The sequence below is a fragment of the Shewanella pneumatophori genome, from assembly GCF_023283895.1.
Lineage (GTDB): Bacteria > Pseudomonadota > Gammaproteobacteria > Enterobacterales > Shewanellaceae > Shewanella > Shewanella pneumatophori.
Genome location: NZ_JAKILB010000014.1, coordinates 97,968 through 112,097, shown reverse-complemented (window position 1 = coordinate 112,097; position 14,130 = coordinate 97,968). Strand labels below are relative to the sequence as shown.

Sequence of the window (14,130 nt, the reverse complement as noted above, 5' to 3'; positions counted from 1 at the left end):
GATACTCAATAGTCAGTAAATGTATTGAGGTCCAATATGGCCGGTTTAGAAAGACAATTAACATTAAGATTCCTTGCAGAGCCTGCAGATGTTAATTTTGGCGGTAAAGTACACGGCGGCGCCGTGATGAAGTGGATCGATTTAGCCGGATATGCTTGCGCTGCTGGCTGGAGTGGTAAGTATTGCATTACAGCTTATGCTGGCGGTATTCGTTTTGTTAAACCTATTCATGTCGGTAATATTGTAGAAGTTACCGCGAAGGTAATTTATACCGGTCGCACATCAATGCATCTTGGTGTTGATGTAAAAGCCGGTGATCCTAAGGATCAAGATAGACACCTGACCACGCACTGTGTGTTAGTTATGGTGGCGGTTGATGATGAAGGCACACCCACAGCGGTGCCCGATTGGAAACCGCAATTACCTGCCGATGTCGAACTGCGAAAATCTGCAATTAGGTTGATGGAAATGCGGAAACGAATTGGTGCTGAAATGCAGGCCCATGTAGATCTACAGCCTTCATTACAAGACTAATTTCGTCAATGTGACAATTAAAGCTAGCCATGTGCTAGCTTTTTTATTATCCGCTTTGTACTGTTCTTTTTGTGGTGAGTCTTTAAAATAAGCTAAATCTAAAAATACCTCTCCCTACAATTTCTACAATAGGACGAATAATGGCTAAAGTTGCATTTATAGGACTAGGTGTTATGGGCTACCCCATGGCAGGGCATCTCGTTAAACATGGTCATCAAGTTACCGTTTATAACCGGACTGAAAGTAAAGCCAAACAATGGGCTAGCGAGTATGACGGTCGTTATGAAATTACCCCTAAAGCTGCTGCACAAGGCCAAGACATCGTATTTATGTGCGTCGGTAACGATGACGATATACGACAAGTCACGCTTGGTGATACCGGGGTATTAGCCGGTATGCAAGCGGGCACTATTTTGGTCGATCACACCACCGCGTCAGCTGATGTTGCTCGTGAAATTGCTGTGGCTGCCAATGCTCTTGATATCGGGTTTATGGACGCTCCAGTGTCAGGCGGTCAAGCAGGCGCTGAAAACGGAGTGCTAACGGTTATGGCCGGTGGCGATCAAGTTACATTCGATAGAGCCAAACCTGTTATTGATGCTTACGCGAGATGCGTCGAGTTACTTGGAGAAGTAGGAGCTGGCCAGTTAACTAAAATGGTTAACCAGATTTGTATTGCTGGCGTAGTACAAGGGCTATCAGAAGGGCTCCATTTTGCACGTAGCGCAGGCCTTGATGGTGAGAAAGTGGTTGAAGTGATAAGCAAAGGCGCTGCGCAGTCATGGCAGATGGAAAACCGCTATCAAACAATGTGGCAGGGCGAATATAACTTAGGTTTTGCCGTTGATTGGATGCGTAAAGATTTAGGAATAGCACTTGAAGAGGCGCGCCGCAATGGCTCACATTTGCCGCTAACTGCTTTGGTCGATCAGTTTTACTCTGAAGTACAGGCAATTGGTGGTTCGCGCTGGGATACATCAAGTTTACTTGCCAAGCTTGAGAAAAATCGTGGCTGAGATTAACAATTATATTTTCGCCATTTAGAAAAATTAAACCAATCTCATTTAAGCAAAATTAAATCAAGTTAAGCTAAATCAGCGTGAATTTAGCCAAGGAAAAAGGACCTTAATAGGTCCTTTTTTAGTATGTTTAATTGCTCGCTTAGCCTATTCAGGCTCAGCAACAATATGCTCAAGTTCAATCGGTGCAACGCTATGTAGTGCATCCATAGCTGCGCCAACAAGCGATACAACACCTTTTGAAGACTCAATTAACACTGCGCGATTAATCTCACTAAAGTCTCTGTTATGGCGAGACATAGTTGATAGCGCCATTTGCATTGGCTGCATCGATGGATTAAACGCTGCGTTTTCAGCGTAGCGTCCGCAATAGGTCGCACCATCTTTGGTTTCTAGCACAACAGCTGCAAAGTTTTTAGTGTAAGGCGCATAACTTAAACTAGCGTGATCTAAGGCCTCGATAATCATAGGATCGTTCGAGTCTAAGATTAAATTATGTTGCTGCTTACTCAGTAGCGGTGCAGAGATATTAAGATCGCTTGGGCCAAATGCATAAGGAAGATAATGTGAAAGCGGCGCAGTGTCTTGCGATGGTAAATGTATGTTTACTTTACTACCTTCAACCAGTTCGTTGATAAATTGACGACAATGACCACATGGCGAGGCATTAACAATAATGTCTTCAATAATGGTCTCACCACTGAGCCATGCATGGCTAATAGCGCTTTGCTCGGCATGAACAGAATGAAACAGTGCTTCACCAGGTAGCTCAATGTTCGCGCCCATATAAATATCGCCGCTTTTACCCTTTGCAATAGCGCCGACATGGAATTCGCTAATTGGCGGTCTTGCTAGTGCTGCCGCGATAGGGAGTAAAGCAAGTAATAACTCATTAAGCTCCATTTGGGTTTGGGCCTGAAGCTCTGTTAATTGTTGAGCATCGATATGGCCGGCAAAATCTTTATCAAGCAATGGCACAACTGCCGTAGCTAGTGACTCAGGTAACTTAGCTATGCTTTTTAAAAATCTGTCTTGCATATGCTATTTCCTTTTAGTTAACGCTAATGGAATATCATTCTAGTAAGCTTGTTACATACAGAATGAGGTGTTTGTCGCATTTACTGTATAACGATTGCTAAAGACTTCTAAGGTAATGACACAGTGCCTGTAAGAGCTTCTGTTTATTGTCATCTTGTTCAGTTTCTTCAATTAAGTTTTCTAAGCGAATAATATAGTCAGGATCATTGAGTCTGGTTTGACAAAATTCTCGCCAGCGATACTGCTCTGCATCATCTAAGGTTTCTGGGTAGTTACGTGCACGGTATCGATACAGCATTTCTGCAAGACGTTCGTCGTCGAATTCAAGATCAAGTGCAGCAAGATTACTTGGCTGCGTATTACGGATGATTTCAATCTTGGCTTTGTCTGCCGAACTGAAAAAACCGCCGCTATATAGCGCCTGATCAGGATCTATACTTTTTGACTCATGCTCAACATCAAATACAGCAACAAGCTTTTCTCTAAGCTCTGGATGTTGCTTGAGTATTTTATATTGCTCACGGGCAAAGTCCTTATCAATATCGAGTCTAGCAGCGTTTTCATCGGTTAACGTTTTTGCACCAGCAATAAATGGACTCTTATTGATATGGATCTGCTTAATACCGATAGGTAACTCATCAGGCGCTAAGTCGCTGCGACGGGTATACATGCGCTCACGAATTTCTTCGACGCTCAGTTCCAATAATGGCGCAACGTCCATAGCAAGGTTAACGCAAATAACCGCATTTTTATTGGTAGAGTGATAGGCAACGGGGGCAATAAGGGTTGTACAACCATTTAGCGCACTGATCTTGGAGCTTACATGCACAAGTGGCTTCATCTCTAATACGTCAATCAGTTTAGAAACTGCCTGTTTTTGTCTAAGGCTAAAGTAATAGTCGAATAGTTTTGGCTGCACATTCTTGATTAACTTAGCCATATCGATAGTCGCGTACACATCTGACATCGCATCGTGCGCTTTTTCATGGCTTAAACCATTGGCAACTGTCAGTTGCTCTAGCTTAAAGCTAGGGGAGCCATCTTCTTTCTCTGGCCAATTAATGCCTTCAGGTCTAAATGCATAACAAGCACGTACCAGATCAATAATGTCCCAGCGGCTATTACCGTTTTGCCACTCACGGGCATAAGGGTCGATAAAATTGCGATAAAAACCATAGCGTGACACTTCATCATCAAAACGCAGTGAGTTATAACCCACCACACAGGTTTTAGGCTGGCTAAATAACCCGTTAATTCTGTTCATGAACTCAGCTTCAGGCATACCTTTAAGGTTAGCAAGTTGCGGAGTGATACCAGTAATTAGAATCGCTTCAGGAGAGGGAAGATAGTCATTGGCCACTTTACAGTAAAAGGTTTCAGGCTCACCGATGATATTAAGGTCCATATCGGTGCGAACGCCTGCAAACTGTGAAGGGCGGTCTTTGGCTGGATTAGCACCAAAGGTTTCATAATCGTGCCAGAAGAGGGTGGGGTGGTTATTTGTCGACATATAATTTTAAAGGCTATCACGAGCAATAATTGCAGTCATCATAGCACCGACACGGTTTAAATGTCCTAGTTTCCTTAATACAACTCAAGTACTTTGCTGGAGTTTGCAGCAGTTTTATCCGCTGGATCAAAATAGATGGGCGCAGTAGAATAGCCATCCTTTTTCGACTCATTACGACAAGCATCATTTTCTTAAGACAATTGTCGACTTTATTGGCTTAGATCCTCTAAATGATGAGTCATGAATTAGGTCCTTTGCTTATGCTGTTTGCTGCATTGCTTTTACTGTCAGCGAACAGATTATTATCCGGCTATCCCTATGTGTGCTATTGATTAGTGCAAACTTCAAGTTTTAGCCTTTTGGAGATGTATAAATGATCTACCGTTGCCCTTTATGCCAGCAGGCGTTATCTAAAGAAGACAAAACTTGGTGTTGTCCTGCCAATCATAGATTTGACTGTGCAAAAGAAGGCTACGTTAACTTGTTGCCTGTACAGAAAAAGAAGTCAAATGACCCAGGTGACAACAAAGAGATGATGCTGGCGAGACGAGAGTTTCTGAATAAAGGTTATTACCAAGTATTAAGTGATAAAGTTAATTTACTAGCGAATGAATATGCAAATGATCCAGAGTATGGCTTAGATATTGGTTGTGGCGAAGGATACTACTCAAACCGTTTAGTTGAAAGCTTGCCACCCGGTTTTGCGCTTTATGGGGTTGATATTAGTAAGTCAGCTCTTAAGTATGCTGCTAAGCGTTACCCTAAAATTGCATTTAGTGTCGCTAGTGCTTTTGATATGCCGTTCCCAGATAACAGTTTTGACTTTATGTTGAGAATTTATGCGCCGTCTTTAGATGTGGAATTAAAGCGTGTGATTAAGTCTGGGGGGATTCTTATCACTGTTTGTGCGGGTCCTCGTCATCATTTCGCATTAAAAGAGCTGATATATGATAATCCTAAAGAGCATACAGAGGCTTCTTCTAAAATAGAGGGCTTTGAACTCATCCATCAAGAGCGTATTTTACAACAGCTATCGTTAACGGATCCGGTCGATATTAGTAATTTTTTAAAGATGACTCCCTATAACTGGAAATTAACAGAACAACAAAAATTAGTATTGGCTAAATCAGGTTTTAGTTGTGAGTTAGATTTTAAAGTGGAAGTCTTTAGAGCCCAGTAAATCTAAGGCTGCAGCTTGATGGTTGTTTTTTAAGCGGTTGTGAGTGTTAACTGTGAGTTTGTATAAGTGTATTTTTTGATCCAATTAGCAAGCTGTAGAAATATAAGTAAAAACACCCTAAATTCCGATACGAATGTGTGTTGACTTATGATGAGAATGGTTTATAGTGTTTGCAGCTTGAAGGTTAGGCTTATTTTTATGTGTTCAATACGACAATGTTCGTCCTGTTAACATTAAGTAAACCGGCATTTTCCAGCTTTACCGCCGTTAAGGCTTTAATTTATATTTACAGGATTCAATATTATGTCTCAAGTTACTGGCGTTGTTAAGTGGTTCAACTCTGATAAAGGTTTCGGATTTATCGAGCAAGAGTCTGGTCCAGACGTATTCGTACACTTCCGCGCTATCAACTCTGACGGTTTCAAAACTCTTGACGAAGGTCAAAAAGTTCAGTTTACTGTTACTCAAGGTCAAAAAGGCCCACAAGCTGAGAACGTAACTGTTATCTAAGTTACCAGCTTGATTAGCACTAGCTAATCACACAGAATTTCGAAGAGCCGTAGTTTACTACGGCTCTTTTTTCGTTTTGATTTCGGTAAATAATTGCTAGTAATATCAGTTTGTCAGCTAAAGTGTTAGTTTTACCTAGCCTACAAGCTTGTTGCTGCTTCTACTCATACCTCTATTTAATCTGTTTTGCCTGCCTACTTCTGAGTTGATGAAATTCTTATACTGATTGGTATTAGCCCTAATTGGGTTTACTGAAATAAAATAAGCATAAAAAACGGCGCTATGTGCGCCGTTTTTATATTGAATAATGCCGATGTAAAACTTAAGAGAAGAGCTTTTCTTCCAACGTTCTCCCTTTCAATATTGCTTTATATTGCCAGTTTTTATCTTTTAATAGGTTAAGTAATGCAATTTCAATTGCATATACTTGTTCGCTATTATGTTTAATTAAAAACTGGTTGCTTTGACGTTCTTCAATAGAGCTGATATCAGCTAAGTTAAGCACTGCTTCGATTAAGGCTTGGGGATCACAATGTTGCATGGTTAGGGTGAGATAGTCTTCATGCTGCGATTCATTCATTGAGACTGAATGCCGTAATTGCCCATGCTCTAAATAAAGCACCTGATCACACAGTTTTTCAAGCTCATCTAAATTATGTGAGCTAATGATAAACGTGGTGTTACCTGATAAAGACTTTACTAGCTCACGAATTTTCTTGGCGTTGGCTGGATCTAACCCTGCTGTAGGCTCATCGAGCAATACAAGTTCAGGTGAGCCAATTAAGGCTTGCGCAATTGATACTCGCTTAGCCATACCATGGCTTAGTGCTTTAGGCTTTTGCTTAGCACTATCGACGAGATCAACCAAACCGAGAACACGCAATGCTTCAGCTTTAGCAGCTTTATTGCTGTAACCTTGCAGGGTCGCAAAAAAGCTGAGTTGGCTGATAATATCTAAGTTTGGATCTAATGCGGCATCTTGAGGTAAAGATGCAATACGTCCAAGTAATGCTGCAGAGCCAGGCTTGTGGCCAAACAAACTTACATCACCTGACGTAGGGCTTATATAGCCACATAGCAGACTAAATAAGGTTGTTTTACCTGCGCCATTTGGCCCTACTAATGCGATAGGGCTGCCAGCATTAAGCGTAATATCAACCTGCTTTAACGCCTGTTTATCGCCATAAGATTTAGATAACCCTTTGCAAATTACTAAACTCATAGCGCGCTCCTATTAATATACACTTTACCTAAAACAAGAAGAACAGCGGCTTGAATGAGTGCGATAGGCGTGTAGATAAAGCTTTGTAGACCTTGTGTGTTAATCATCATTGAGATCTGTGAGCCGGGTAATACCCACTTAAGTTCACTAATAATAGGTAAGTAGTTATTAATGATGGCAATGCTTATCGACATCGCAGCCCAAACTAAAATCGCGTAGATAGTTGCTTGGCGAGCTGAGCTAGCGTAAAGCGATAAGATTGCCATTAGCGCTGTGTATGGTAACAAAACAATAATTAAATTCAGGGTAACAATTAAGCCTGAATATAACGCTGGTAAAAATAAACTTGGCTCTCTGCTAGCTGCGAGCAAAATGGTAGCAATAACAGTAAGACTTAGCAGTAGGCTTTGTAGTGCCATATGGCCAATAAAACGACCAAAGAATAAGCTGTCTCTGCCAACTCTTAAGGTTAAAAAGCGAAATGTACCGCGAGACCTATCAGTGGCAAATTGATCTGCGGAAACGAAAATACAAAATAAAGGGAACAGATAGAGCGCTGCAATCCAATATACTGCAAGTTCTGCTACTGGCCATTTAAACAGTTCACTTACGGCATCTGTGCCAAATATACCTTCGATCACTGCCTGAAAGTCAGGATTGACCAAAAAGCTTGATGCACCGCTAATGGGATAAAGTAAAATCAGTAGCCAAACCATCGAAAATGCTATCAGAGCAATTAAACCTCTTGGGTTAAGCAGCATTTTTTTGACTTCAAATTGAGCGATTAATAGCGTGTTTTTGATCATGCTATTAGTTTGAGGGTTATTTTCCAAACTAATCCCTTACGATTGAATGATTAAGTGCAACTAGGTTAACACCGTTTTTAGCTTGGCGTTAACCTAAACCTGCGAATGAACATTAGGAATAATTAATTATTCAAGAAGCTGTTGAAGTTGAGCTTTTAGTTCAGCAACTTCTTGCTCTAATATTTCAACCCTTAATGCTAGTTCTTGACTATCGTTAGATTGATGATTGCTAGCAGTCGCCGAGGCAACTTGTGCAGTAGGGGCTTGCAGTTCGTCATCTGCAATAGGGGTGAATAATTGACGATAGCGCGCTTCACGTTTACCTGGCTCTTTGGCGAGCAACATAACCAGAGGTGATTCACGTTGTTGTAGGTGTTGTAAGCTTGCTTCTGCTTCGGCGACATCTTTAAACTCATGTAAGCGATTGCTTCGCGTTCTTAACTCTCCCGGGGTTTGTGGTCCTCTAAGTAGTAATAAACAAATAATCGCCAGCTCATCTGATTTCAGTTGTAAGTCACTAAATTCGGTATTGCAGAATCGGTGTTTGTATTTTACTACCCGGCTTCCAAAGCCAGATTGCTCGGAGATAAGTCGCTTTTTAGCAAGACTATCTAAGGTGTTTTGAACGTCTGATTCGCTCAGGCTTAGCACGGGCTCGCGGCTGGTTTTTTGATTGCAGCCAGAGGTTAAACTGTTGAGAGAAAGGGGATATTGCTCTGGAGTTGTGATCTCTTTTTCAAGGAGTACACCAATAACACGCGCTTCGAGTGGAGTGAGTTCCATATTAACCTCTTAATAAAAAAGCATGACTTTGTTATAACAGAGCCATGCTTTATTGCAAAGAAGCTTTAGGGGACATCTTAAGGTAATTGCTTGGTTTGTAAGCAATATCCTTATTTTATTTAATCTTCTAGACGGATCCCGTCTGGTGAGATAGTAATTTGCTTACTCTTATAAAGGCCGCCAATACTCTTTTTGAACGCTTTTTTACTCATAGACAATTGCGAGTAAATGACTTCAGCATCGGTTTTATCATTAAGAGGTAAAAAACCGCCCGCCTGTTTAAGTTTGATCATGATAGTCACTGAGTGCTTATCAAGCTCTTCTTTAGCACCTTTTTGTAAAATAAGATCAATTTTGCCATCTGTACGTACGCGTTTAATAAAACCTTTTAGCTTTTGACCAAAGCTTAAACGAGTGTAAACCTCATTTTTATAGAGTACGCCCCAGTGGGTATTATTGATAATAGCTTTGTAGCCAAGATCCGTCGAGCCACCAATGATTAAGTTAACTTCTTCGTCAGTACGGAACTTTGGTTCAGTTAAATCAAGGAACTTTTCCACTTTAGATGAAGCAACGATACGGTCATCAACATGGCTAGTATAGATGTAAACTAAATAAGATTTACCCACCTCGATGTCTCGGTGTTGCTCACCAAAAGGCAATAGTAAGTCTTTTTCTAAGCCCCAATCTAAAAAGGCACCGTAAGGACCATTTTCTTTTGCTTCTAAATAAGCAAATTGGCCTACTTGTGCGTATGGTCTGCGAGTCGTTGCAATGATCATGTCTTCTGAATCTAAGTAAAGAAACACATTAACCATATCTCCGACTTGGCATTCTTTTGGAACGGCTTTGCGAGGAAGGAGGACCTGGCCCATCTCTTTAGCGTCTAAATAGACACCAAAATCAACTTGTTTGACGACTTCGAGCTTACAGGTTTTACCTATCTGGATCATGATGTTCTCTACTTTTAAAACAGTAACGTTTGATTTCAGCTGCGATTATAGTGGAAAACATTTCAATATGCTTTAGCCCTTTGAAACTAATGCGCAAAAGCCTGCATTTTTCTGTAAGTAAAAGGCGGGAGTTATCACGTTTTTAGGGATAATGAGTACGGATTGTTATCACCCTATTATAAGGTGATAATTAATTCGCGATTAATTGACCTTTTGAGGACTAATTTGTATTGCAATCTGCTGAGTCTCAAGGTTTAATTGCGCCGCAAAAAATTCCGAGAGAAAAGTGTTTCGTTTGTAGGCTTATTCTTGAGTGAATACACCGTACTGCGGTTAAGCAATCGTTGAAGTTACAAATTAGATTTTTATGGATTTGGTTTTACATGCTAGGTTTAAAGGCATGGCTTTTTTCGTTACCATGAAAATTAAAGTGCCTTTGATTTGTTAAGGCCTTTTTAGAAAGTTAGTACTCCATCGGTCGACACGAGATGTGTTTTTGAGTATTAATTGAAGATAGTTTGTACTTTTGTAGCTAAATCAGAGCGTATCTGATTTAAACATTCGCAAGTTGATGAGCCAATAAGGCACCAGCAACTTATTTGAATAGAATAGACAGGTTAGGACAAATATGAGCAATTGGTCTATTGATGATGCACGCGCAAGTTATAACGTAAATCACTGGAGCCAAGGACTTTACGGAATTAGCGACGATGGAGAGGTGACAGTGTCGCCAGACCCAAGTCGTCCGGACTGTAAAATTGGTTTGAACGAAATGGCAAAGGATATGGTTAAGTCAGGTGTGGCTTTACCCGTATTAGTGCGTTTCCCGCAAATTTTGCATCATAGAGTAAACAGCCTTTGTCAGGCATTTAATCAGGCGATTCAAAAGTATCAATACGAAAATGATTACTTACTTGTTTACCCGATTAAAGTGAACCAACAGCAAACGGTTGTTGAAGAGATCTTAGCTAGCCAAGTGGCCAAAGAAGTGCCACAGCTAGGTTTAGAGGCCGGTAGTAAGCCAGAGTTGATGGCTGTGTTGGCAATGGCTCAAAAAGCCAGCTCTGTAATCATTTGTAATGGTTACAAAGATAAAGAATATATCCGCCTTGCTTTGATTGGTGAAAAGCTAGGTCATAAAGTTTATATCGTTCTTGAGAAGATGTCTGAACTCAAGGTCGTACTTGAACAAGCTAAAGAACTTGGCGTAACACCGCGTTTAGGCTTACGTGTACGTTTGGCTTTCCAAGGTAAGGGCAAATGGCAAGCAAGTGGTGGTGAAAAGTCTAAGTTTGGCTTAAGTGCTGCGCAGGTATTGCAAGTAATTAACTCGCTTAAGCAAGAAAATATGCTTGAGTCATTAGAGTTACTGCATTTCCACTTAGGTTCGCAAATTGCCAATATTCGTGATATCCGCCAAGGCGTGAGCGAAGCAGGCCGTTTCTACTGTGAACTTATGAAGCTTGGTGCTCACGTTAAGTGTTTTGACGTTGGTGGTGGTTTAGCGGTTGATTACGACGGCACGCGTAGCCAAAGCAGTCACTCAATGAACTACGGTTTAACTGAGTATGCTAACAATATCGTTAGTGTATTAACTGACATGTGTAAAGAGTACGAGCAACCGATGCCGAGAATTATCTCTGAATCGGGTCGTTACTTAACTGCACATCACGCGGTGTTATTAACTGATGTTATTGGTACTGAAGCATACAAGCCAGAAGAGATCCAACCACCTGCTGAAGATGCTCCGCAGCTTCTACATAACATGTGGCAGTCTTGGGTTGAAGTGAGTGGTAAAGCTGACCAGCGAGCGTTAATTGAAATTTTCCATGATTGCCAAAGTGACTTAACTGAAGTGCATTCATTGTTTGCAGTAGGCCAGTTAGGTTTAGCTGAGCGTGCATGGGCAGAGCAGGTTAATTTACGCGTATGTTACGAATTACAAGGTAGCATGAGCTCAAAATACCGATTCCACCGTCCAATTATTGATGAATTAAACGAAAAGCTAGCAGACAAATTCTTTGTGAACTTCTCGCTATTCCAATCATTACCGGATGCATGGGGTATCGATCAAGTATTCCCAGTAATGCCGCTATCAGGTTTAGATAAAAAGCCAGAAAGCCGTGCAGTTATGCTGGATATTACCTGTGACTCAGACGGTACGGTTGATCAGTATGTAGACGGTCAAGGTATTGAAACCACGTTACCTGTGCCAGCTTGGACTCAAGAGAGCCCATACTTAATTGGTTTCTTCTTAGTGGGTGCATACCAAGAGATCTTGGGTGATATGCATAACTTATTTGGCGATACTAACTCAGCAGTTGTGCGTTTGGATGATGATGCACGCACTAATGTTGAATCAGTACTTGCTGGCGATACGGTTGCAGACGTTTTACGCTATGTAAACCTAGATGCTGTATCGTTTATGAGAACCTATGAAGAACTAGTAAACAAGCATATTGCAGAAGATGAACGTGCTAATATCCTTGAAGAGTTACAGCTAGGCCTTAAAGGTTACACCTACTTAGAAGATTTCTCTTAAGTAGATTGTTAGCAGCCATTTAAGTCGTGGCTAACAAAAGCTTGATATAACCAGCTTTGAGTTCGCTCGAAGCTGGTTTTATTTTTAAATCGCTTTGATGGGTTATTTACACGTATCAGTTACATATTGAAGGATCTAGATTAAGGGCTTCGAGTCGATGTTTTTTGAAGGTTCAGAAAAGAAAATTGAGTTGCATATAGACCCCAGTGCTAAGTCATTACGAGCGTACCCGCGAGATTTTTGGCAACAGGCGCTGGCAATGGCTGATGCAAGCATTTTATCGAACCTAAGTAATTCACATTGCGATGCCTATGTATTAAGTGAGTCCAGTTTGTTTGTTTGGCAACATAAGTTGCTGCTTATAACCTGTGGTAATACGCGCTTAATTGATACTGTACTTTTCATCATTGAAAAAATCGGCACTGACCATATATCAGGATTAAACTATCAGCGTAAAAGCGAGTTTTTACCTCATTTACAAACAACCCAGTTTGAAGATGATATCGCATTACTGAAAGCTAAAGTGCCTGGTACGGCTTATCGTATTGGTCATTTAGATAGCCATCATCATTACCTTTATACGGCGTCACAGCCAATTAAGCATGAAATGAGTGCTTGTTTGCTGATGTACCATATTGAAGGCGAGGTGGCGCAGTATTTACGCAGTGCAGAACAATCTTGCGCGAATATACGCCGATTACTTAATTTAGATCGTTTGCTGCCGCAATTTGAGTTTGACGATCACCTGTTTCAACCGTGTGGATATTCAATCAATGGACTGTTTGAAGATAAATTTTTGACCATACATATCACCCCTCAAGAGCGAAGCTCTTATGTGAGTGTCGAAACAAACGTGAACTTTTTACAATATCCGTTCAATATTTTTGCTGAGCTACTCAAAGTATTGAACCCCCGCAGTTGGGACATTATTGGACTGAATACACAAATAGAGCAACGCGGCTTTCCTTGCAATAGAAGGCTTGCCAGTTGTGATCTAAAGTTAAACCAGCACAATGATTTTAATTACTATCACTATATTCAGGCTGAAAGCGAAACCTTAATAGCCGAAGTACTGTGACTCTAGACATTTTATGGAGTATTTATGACCACTATTGCAGATAAGCCAGATTATTCGCTTTATTCAAATGCATTTGGTTACTTGAGACAACCGCTTGACTTTAAACCTCTTGAAGGCGATGCGGATGTAGTGGTTTTAGGCTTACCGTTTGATATGGCTACAACAGGCCGTTCAGGTGGTCGTATGGGCCCTGGCGCAATTCGTAACGCATCAGTGAACCTAGCATGGGAAGAAACTCGCTGGCCGTATCAGTTTAAACTTAGCGAACACGTTAAAATTGTTGACGCGGGCGATCTCGTATACAACTGTGGTGACTCGGCAGACTTTACTCAACGTGTAGAAGACTTTGCGACTAAAATCTTAGAAGCTGATAAAGCAATGTTAAGCTTTGGTGGTGATCACTTTGTGACGTTACCACTGCTGCGCGCTCACTATAAGAAGCATGGTCAAATGGCATTGCTACACTTTGATGCGCACACCGATACCTATAGCCAAGGTAGCAAGTACGATCACGGCACTATGTTCTACCATGCACCAAACGAAGGCATTATCGCTGCTGAAAACTCAATCCAAGTGGGTATTCGTACTGAGTACGATACCGCTAACCACTTATTTGAAGTGATTGACGCTGCAGCCGCTAACGAAATGACAGCTGATGAAATCGTTGCGCAAATTCGTAAGCGTGTTGGTGATATGCCTCTATACGTAACATTCGACATCGACTGTCTAGATCCAGCTTTTGCGCCAGGTACAGGTACACCAGTTTGTGGTGGCTTAACAAGTGATAAAGCAATGAAGATTATTCGTGGCCTTAAAGGCATGAAGATCGTTGGTATGGACGTTGTTGAAGTAGCTCCTGCATACGACAGCGCTGAGATCACTGCACTTGCTGGTGCAACATTGGGTCTTGAAATGCTACATGTTTGGGCTGAATCAAACGGTAAGATCAAATAAT

The 14,130-nt window shown here is 41.2% G+C and carries 13 protein-coding genes; 7 read left to right on the top strand and 6 right to left on the bottom strand.

Going from position 1 to position 14,130, the window contains the following annotated elements:
- Positions 1 to 36: 36 nt before the first annotated feature.
- Both L2740_RS17970 and L2740_RS17965 read left to right on the top strand, forming a co-directional pair.
- Positions 37 to 534, top strand: coding sequence for an acyl-CoA thioesterase (locus tag L2740_RS17970; RefSeq protein ID WP_248951440.1), 498 nt, complete (start codon positions 37 to 39; stop codon positions 532 to 534).
- Positions 535 to 674: 140 nt separating this feature from the next.
- A complete protein-coding gene (locus tag L2740_RS17965; protein WP_248951439.1) occupies positions 675 to 1,550 on the top strand; it encodes an NAD(P)-dependent oxidoreductase in 876 nt (291 codons plus the stop codon).
- 150 nt (positions 1,551 to 1,700) lie between these two features.
- Here L2740_RS17965 and cdd read toward each other — a convergent pair whose 3' ends face one another.
- Entirely contained in the window at positions 1,701 to 2,591 is an 891-nt protein-coding gene (gene cdd / locus L2740_RS17960) for a cytidine deaminase (protein WP_248951438.1), read from the bottom strand.
- Between the two features lie 97 nt (positions 2,592 to 2,688).
- The gene (gene sbcB / locus L2740_RS17955) at positions 2,689 to 4,101 is read right to left on the bottom strand and encodes an exodeoxyribonuclease I (protein ID WP_248951437.1); all 1,413 of its coding nucleotides are present in this window, start codon (positions 4,099 to 4,101) and stop codon (positions 2,689 to 2,691) included.
- 373 nt (positions 4,102 to 4,474) lie between these two features.
- On the opposite strand from sbcB, the gene rlmA reads away from it, so the two are divergent.
- Together rlmA and L2740_RS17945 are read left to right on the top strand one after the other, a co-directional pair.
- Positions 4,475 to 5,281, top strand: coding sequence for a 23S rRNA (guanine(745)-N(1))-methyltransferase (rlmA, locus tag L2740_RS17950; RefSeq protein ID WP_248951436.1), 807 nt, complete (start codon positions 4,475 to 4,477; stop codon positions 5,279 to 5,281).
- Positions 5,282 to 5,584: 303 nt separating this feature from the next.
- On the top strand, positions 5,585 to 5,791 hold the full coding sequence (locus tag L2740_RS17945) for a cold-shock protein (RefSeq protein ID WP_011865413.1): 207 nt from the start codon (positions 5,585 to 5,587) through the stop codon (positions 5,789 to 5,791).
- A 322-nt stretch (positions 5,792 to 6,113) separates the two neighbouring features.
- Here the strand turns inward: L2740_RS17945 and L2740_RS17940 are convergent, their stop codons facing one another.
- From L2740_RS17940 to L2740_RS17925, 4 genes are all read right to left on the bottom strand, one after another.
- Complete coding sequence (locus L2740_RS17940; protein WP_248951435.1) at positions 6,114 to 7,013, bottom strand: ABC transporter ATP-binding protein; 900 nt, start codon at positions 7,011 to 7,013, stop codon at positions 6,114 to 6,116.
- Positions 7,010 to 7,846 (bottom strand): ABC transporter permease, encoded by an 837-nt coding sequence (locus L2740_RS17935; RefSeq protein ID WP_420833544.1) that lies wholly within the window; start codon positions 7,844 to 7,846, stop codon positions 7,010 to 7,012. The genes L2740_RS17940 and L2740_RS17935 overlap by 4 nt, the downstream gene beginning before the upstream one ends.
- 99 nt (positions 7,847 to 7,945) lie before the next feature.
- Positions 7,946 to 8,602 (bottom strand): YceH family protein, encoded by a 657-nt coding sequence (locus L2740_RS17930; protein WP_248951434.1) that lies wholly within the window; start codon positions 8,600 to 8,602, stop codon positions 7,946 to 7,948.
- A 119-nt stretch (positions 8,603 to 8,721) separates the two neighbouring features.
- Complete coding sequence (locus tag L2740_RS17925; RefSeq protein WP_248951433.1) at positions 8,722 to 9,555, bottom strand: CvfB family protein; 834 nt, start codon at positions 9,553 to 9,555, stop codon at positions 8,722 to 8,724.
- Between the two features lie 628 nt (positions 9,556 to 10,183).
- On the opposite strand from L2740_RS17925, the gene speA reads away from it, so the two are divergent.
- From speA to speB, 3 genes are all read left to right on the top strand, one after another.
- On the top strand, positions 10,184 to 12,097 hold the full coding sequence (gene speA, locus L2740_RS17920; RefSeq protein ID WP_248951432.1) for a biosynthetic arginine decarboxylase: 1,914 nt from the start codon (positions 10,184 to 10,186) through the stop codon (positions 12,095 to 12,097).
- Positions 12,098 to 12,254: 157 nt separating this feature from the next.
- Entirely contained in the window at positions 12,255 to 13,175 is a 921-nt protein-coding gene (locus L2740_RS17915; protein WP_248951431.1) for an S-adenosylmethionine decarboxylase proenzyme, read from the top strand.
- A 24-nt stretch (positions 13,176 to 13,199) separates the two neighbouring features.
- Entirely contained in the window at positions 13,200 to 14,129 is a 930-nt protein-coding gene (gene speB, locus L2740_RS17910; protein WP_248951430.1) for an agmatinase, read from the top strand.
- Position 14,130: the final 1 nt, after the last annotated feature.

Bases quoted from the DNA above. Each gene is read 5' to 3' on its own strand.
- L2740_RS17970 (WP_248951440.1), top strand. From the start codon at position 37: ATGGCCGGTTTAGAAAGACAATTAACATTAAGATTCCTTGCAGAGCCT.
- L2740_RS17965 (WP_248951439.1), top strand. From the start codon at position 675: ATGGCTAAAGTTGCATTTATAGGACTAGGTGTTATGGGCTACCCCATG.
- cdd (WP_248951438.1), bottom strand. From the start codon at position 2,591: ATGCAAGACAGATTTTTAAAAAGCATAGCTAAGTTACCTGAGTCACTA.
- sbcB (WP_248951437.1), bottom strand. From the start codon at position 4,101: ATGTCGACAAATAACCACCCCACCCTCTTCTGGCACGATTATGAAACC.
- rlmA (WP_248951436.1), top strand. From the start codon at position 4,475: ATGATCTACCGTTGCCCTTTATGCCAGCAGGCGTTATCTAAAGAAGAC.
- L2740_RS17945 (WP_011865413.1), top strand. From the start codon at position 5,585: ATGTCTCAAGTTACTGGCGTTGTTAAGTGGTTCAACTCTGATAAAGGT.
- L2740_RS17940 (WP_248951435.1), bottom strand. From the start codon at position 7,013: ATGAGTTTAGTAATTTGCAAAGGGTTATCTAAATCTTATGGCGATAAA.
- L2740_RS17930 (WP_248951434.1), bottom strand. From the start codon at position 8,602: ATGGAACTCACTCCACTCGAAGCGCGTGTTATTGGTGTACTCCTTGAA.
- L2740_RS17925 (WP_248951433.1), bottom strand. From the start codon at position 9,555: ATGATCCAGATAGGTAAAACCTGTAAGCTCGAAGTCGTCAAACAAGTT.
- speA (WP_248951432.1), top strand. From the start codon at position 10,184: ATGAGCAATTGGTCTATTGATGATGCACGCGCAAGTTATAACGTAAAT.
- L2740_RS17915 (WP_248951431.1), top strand. From the start codon at position 12,255: ATGTTTTTTGAAGGTTCAGAAAAGAAAATTGAGTTGCATATAGACCCC.
- speB (WP_248951430.1), top strand. From the start codon at position 13,200: ATGACCACTATTGCAGATAAGCCAGATTATTCGCTTTATTCAAATGCA.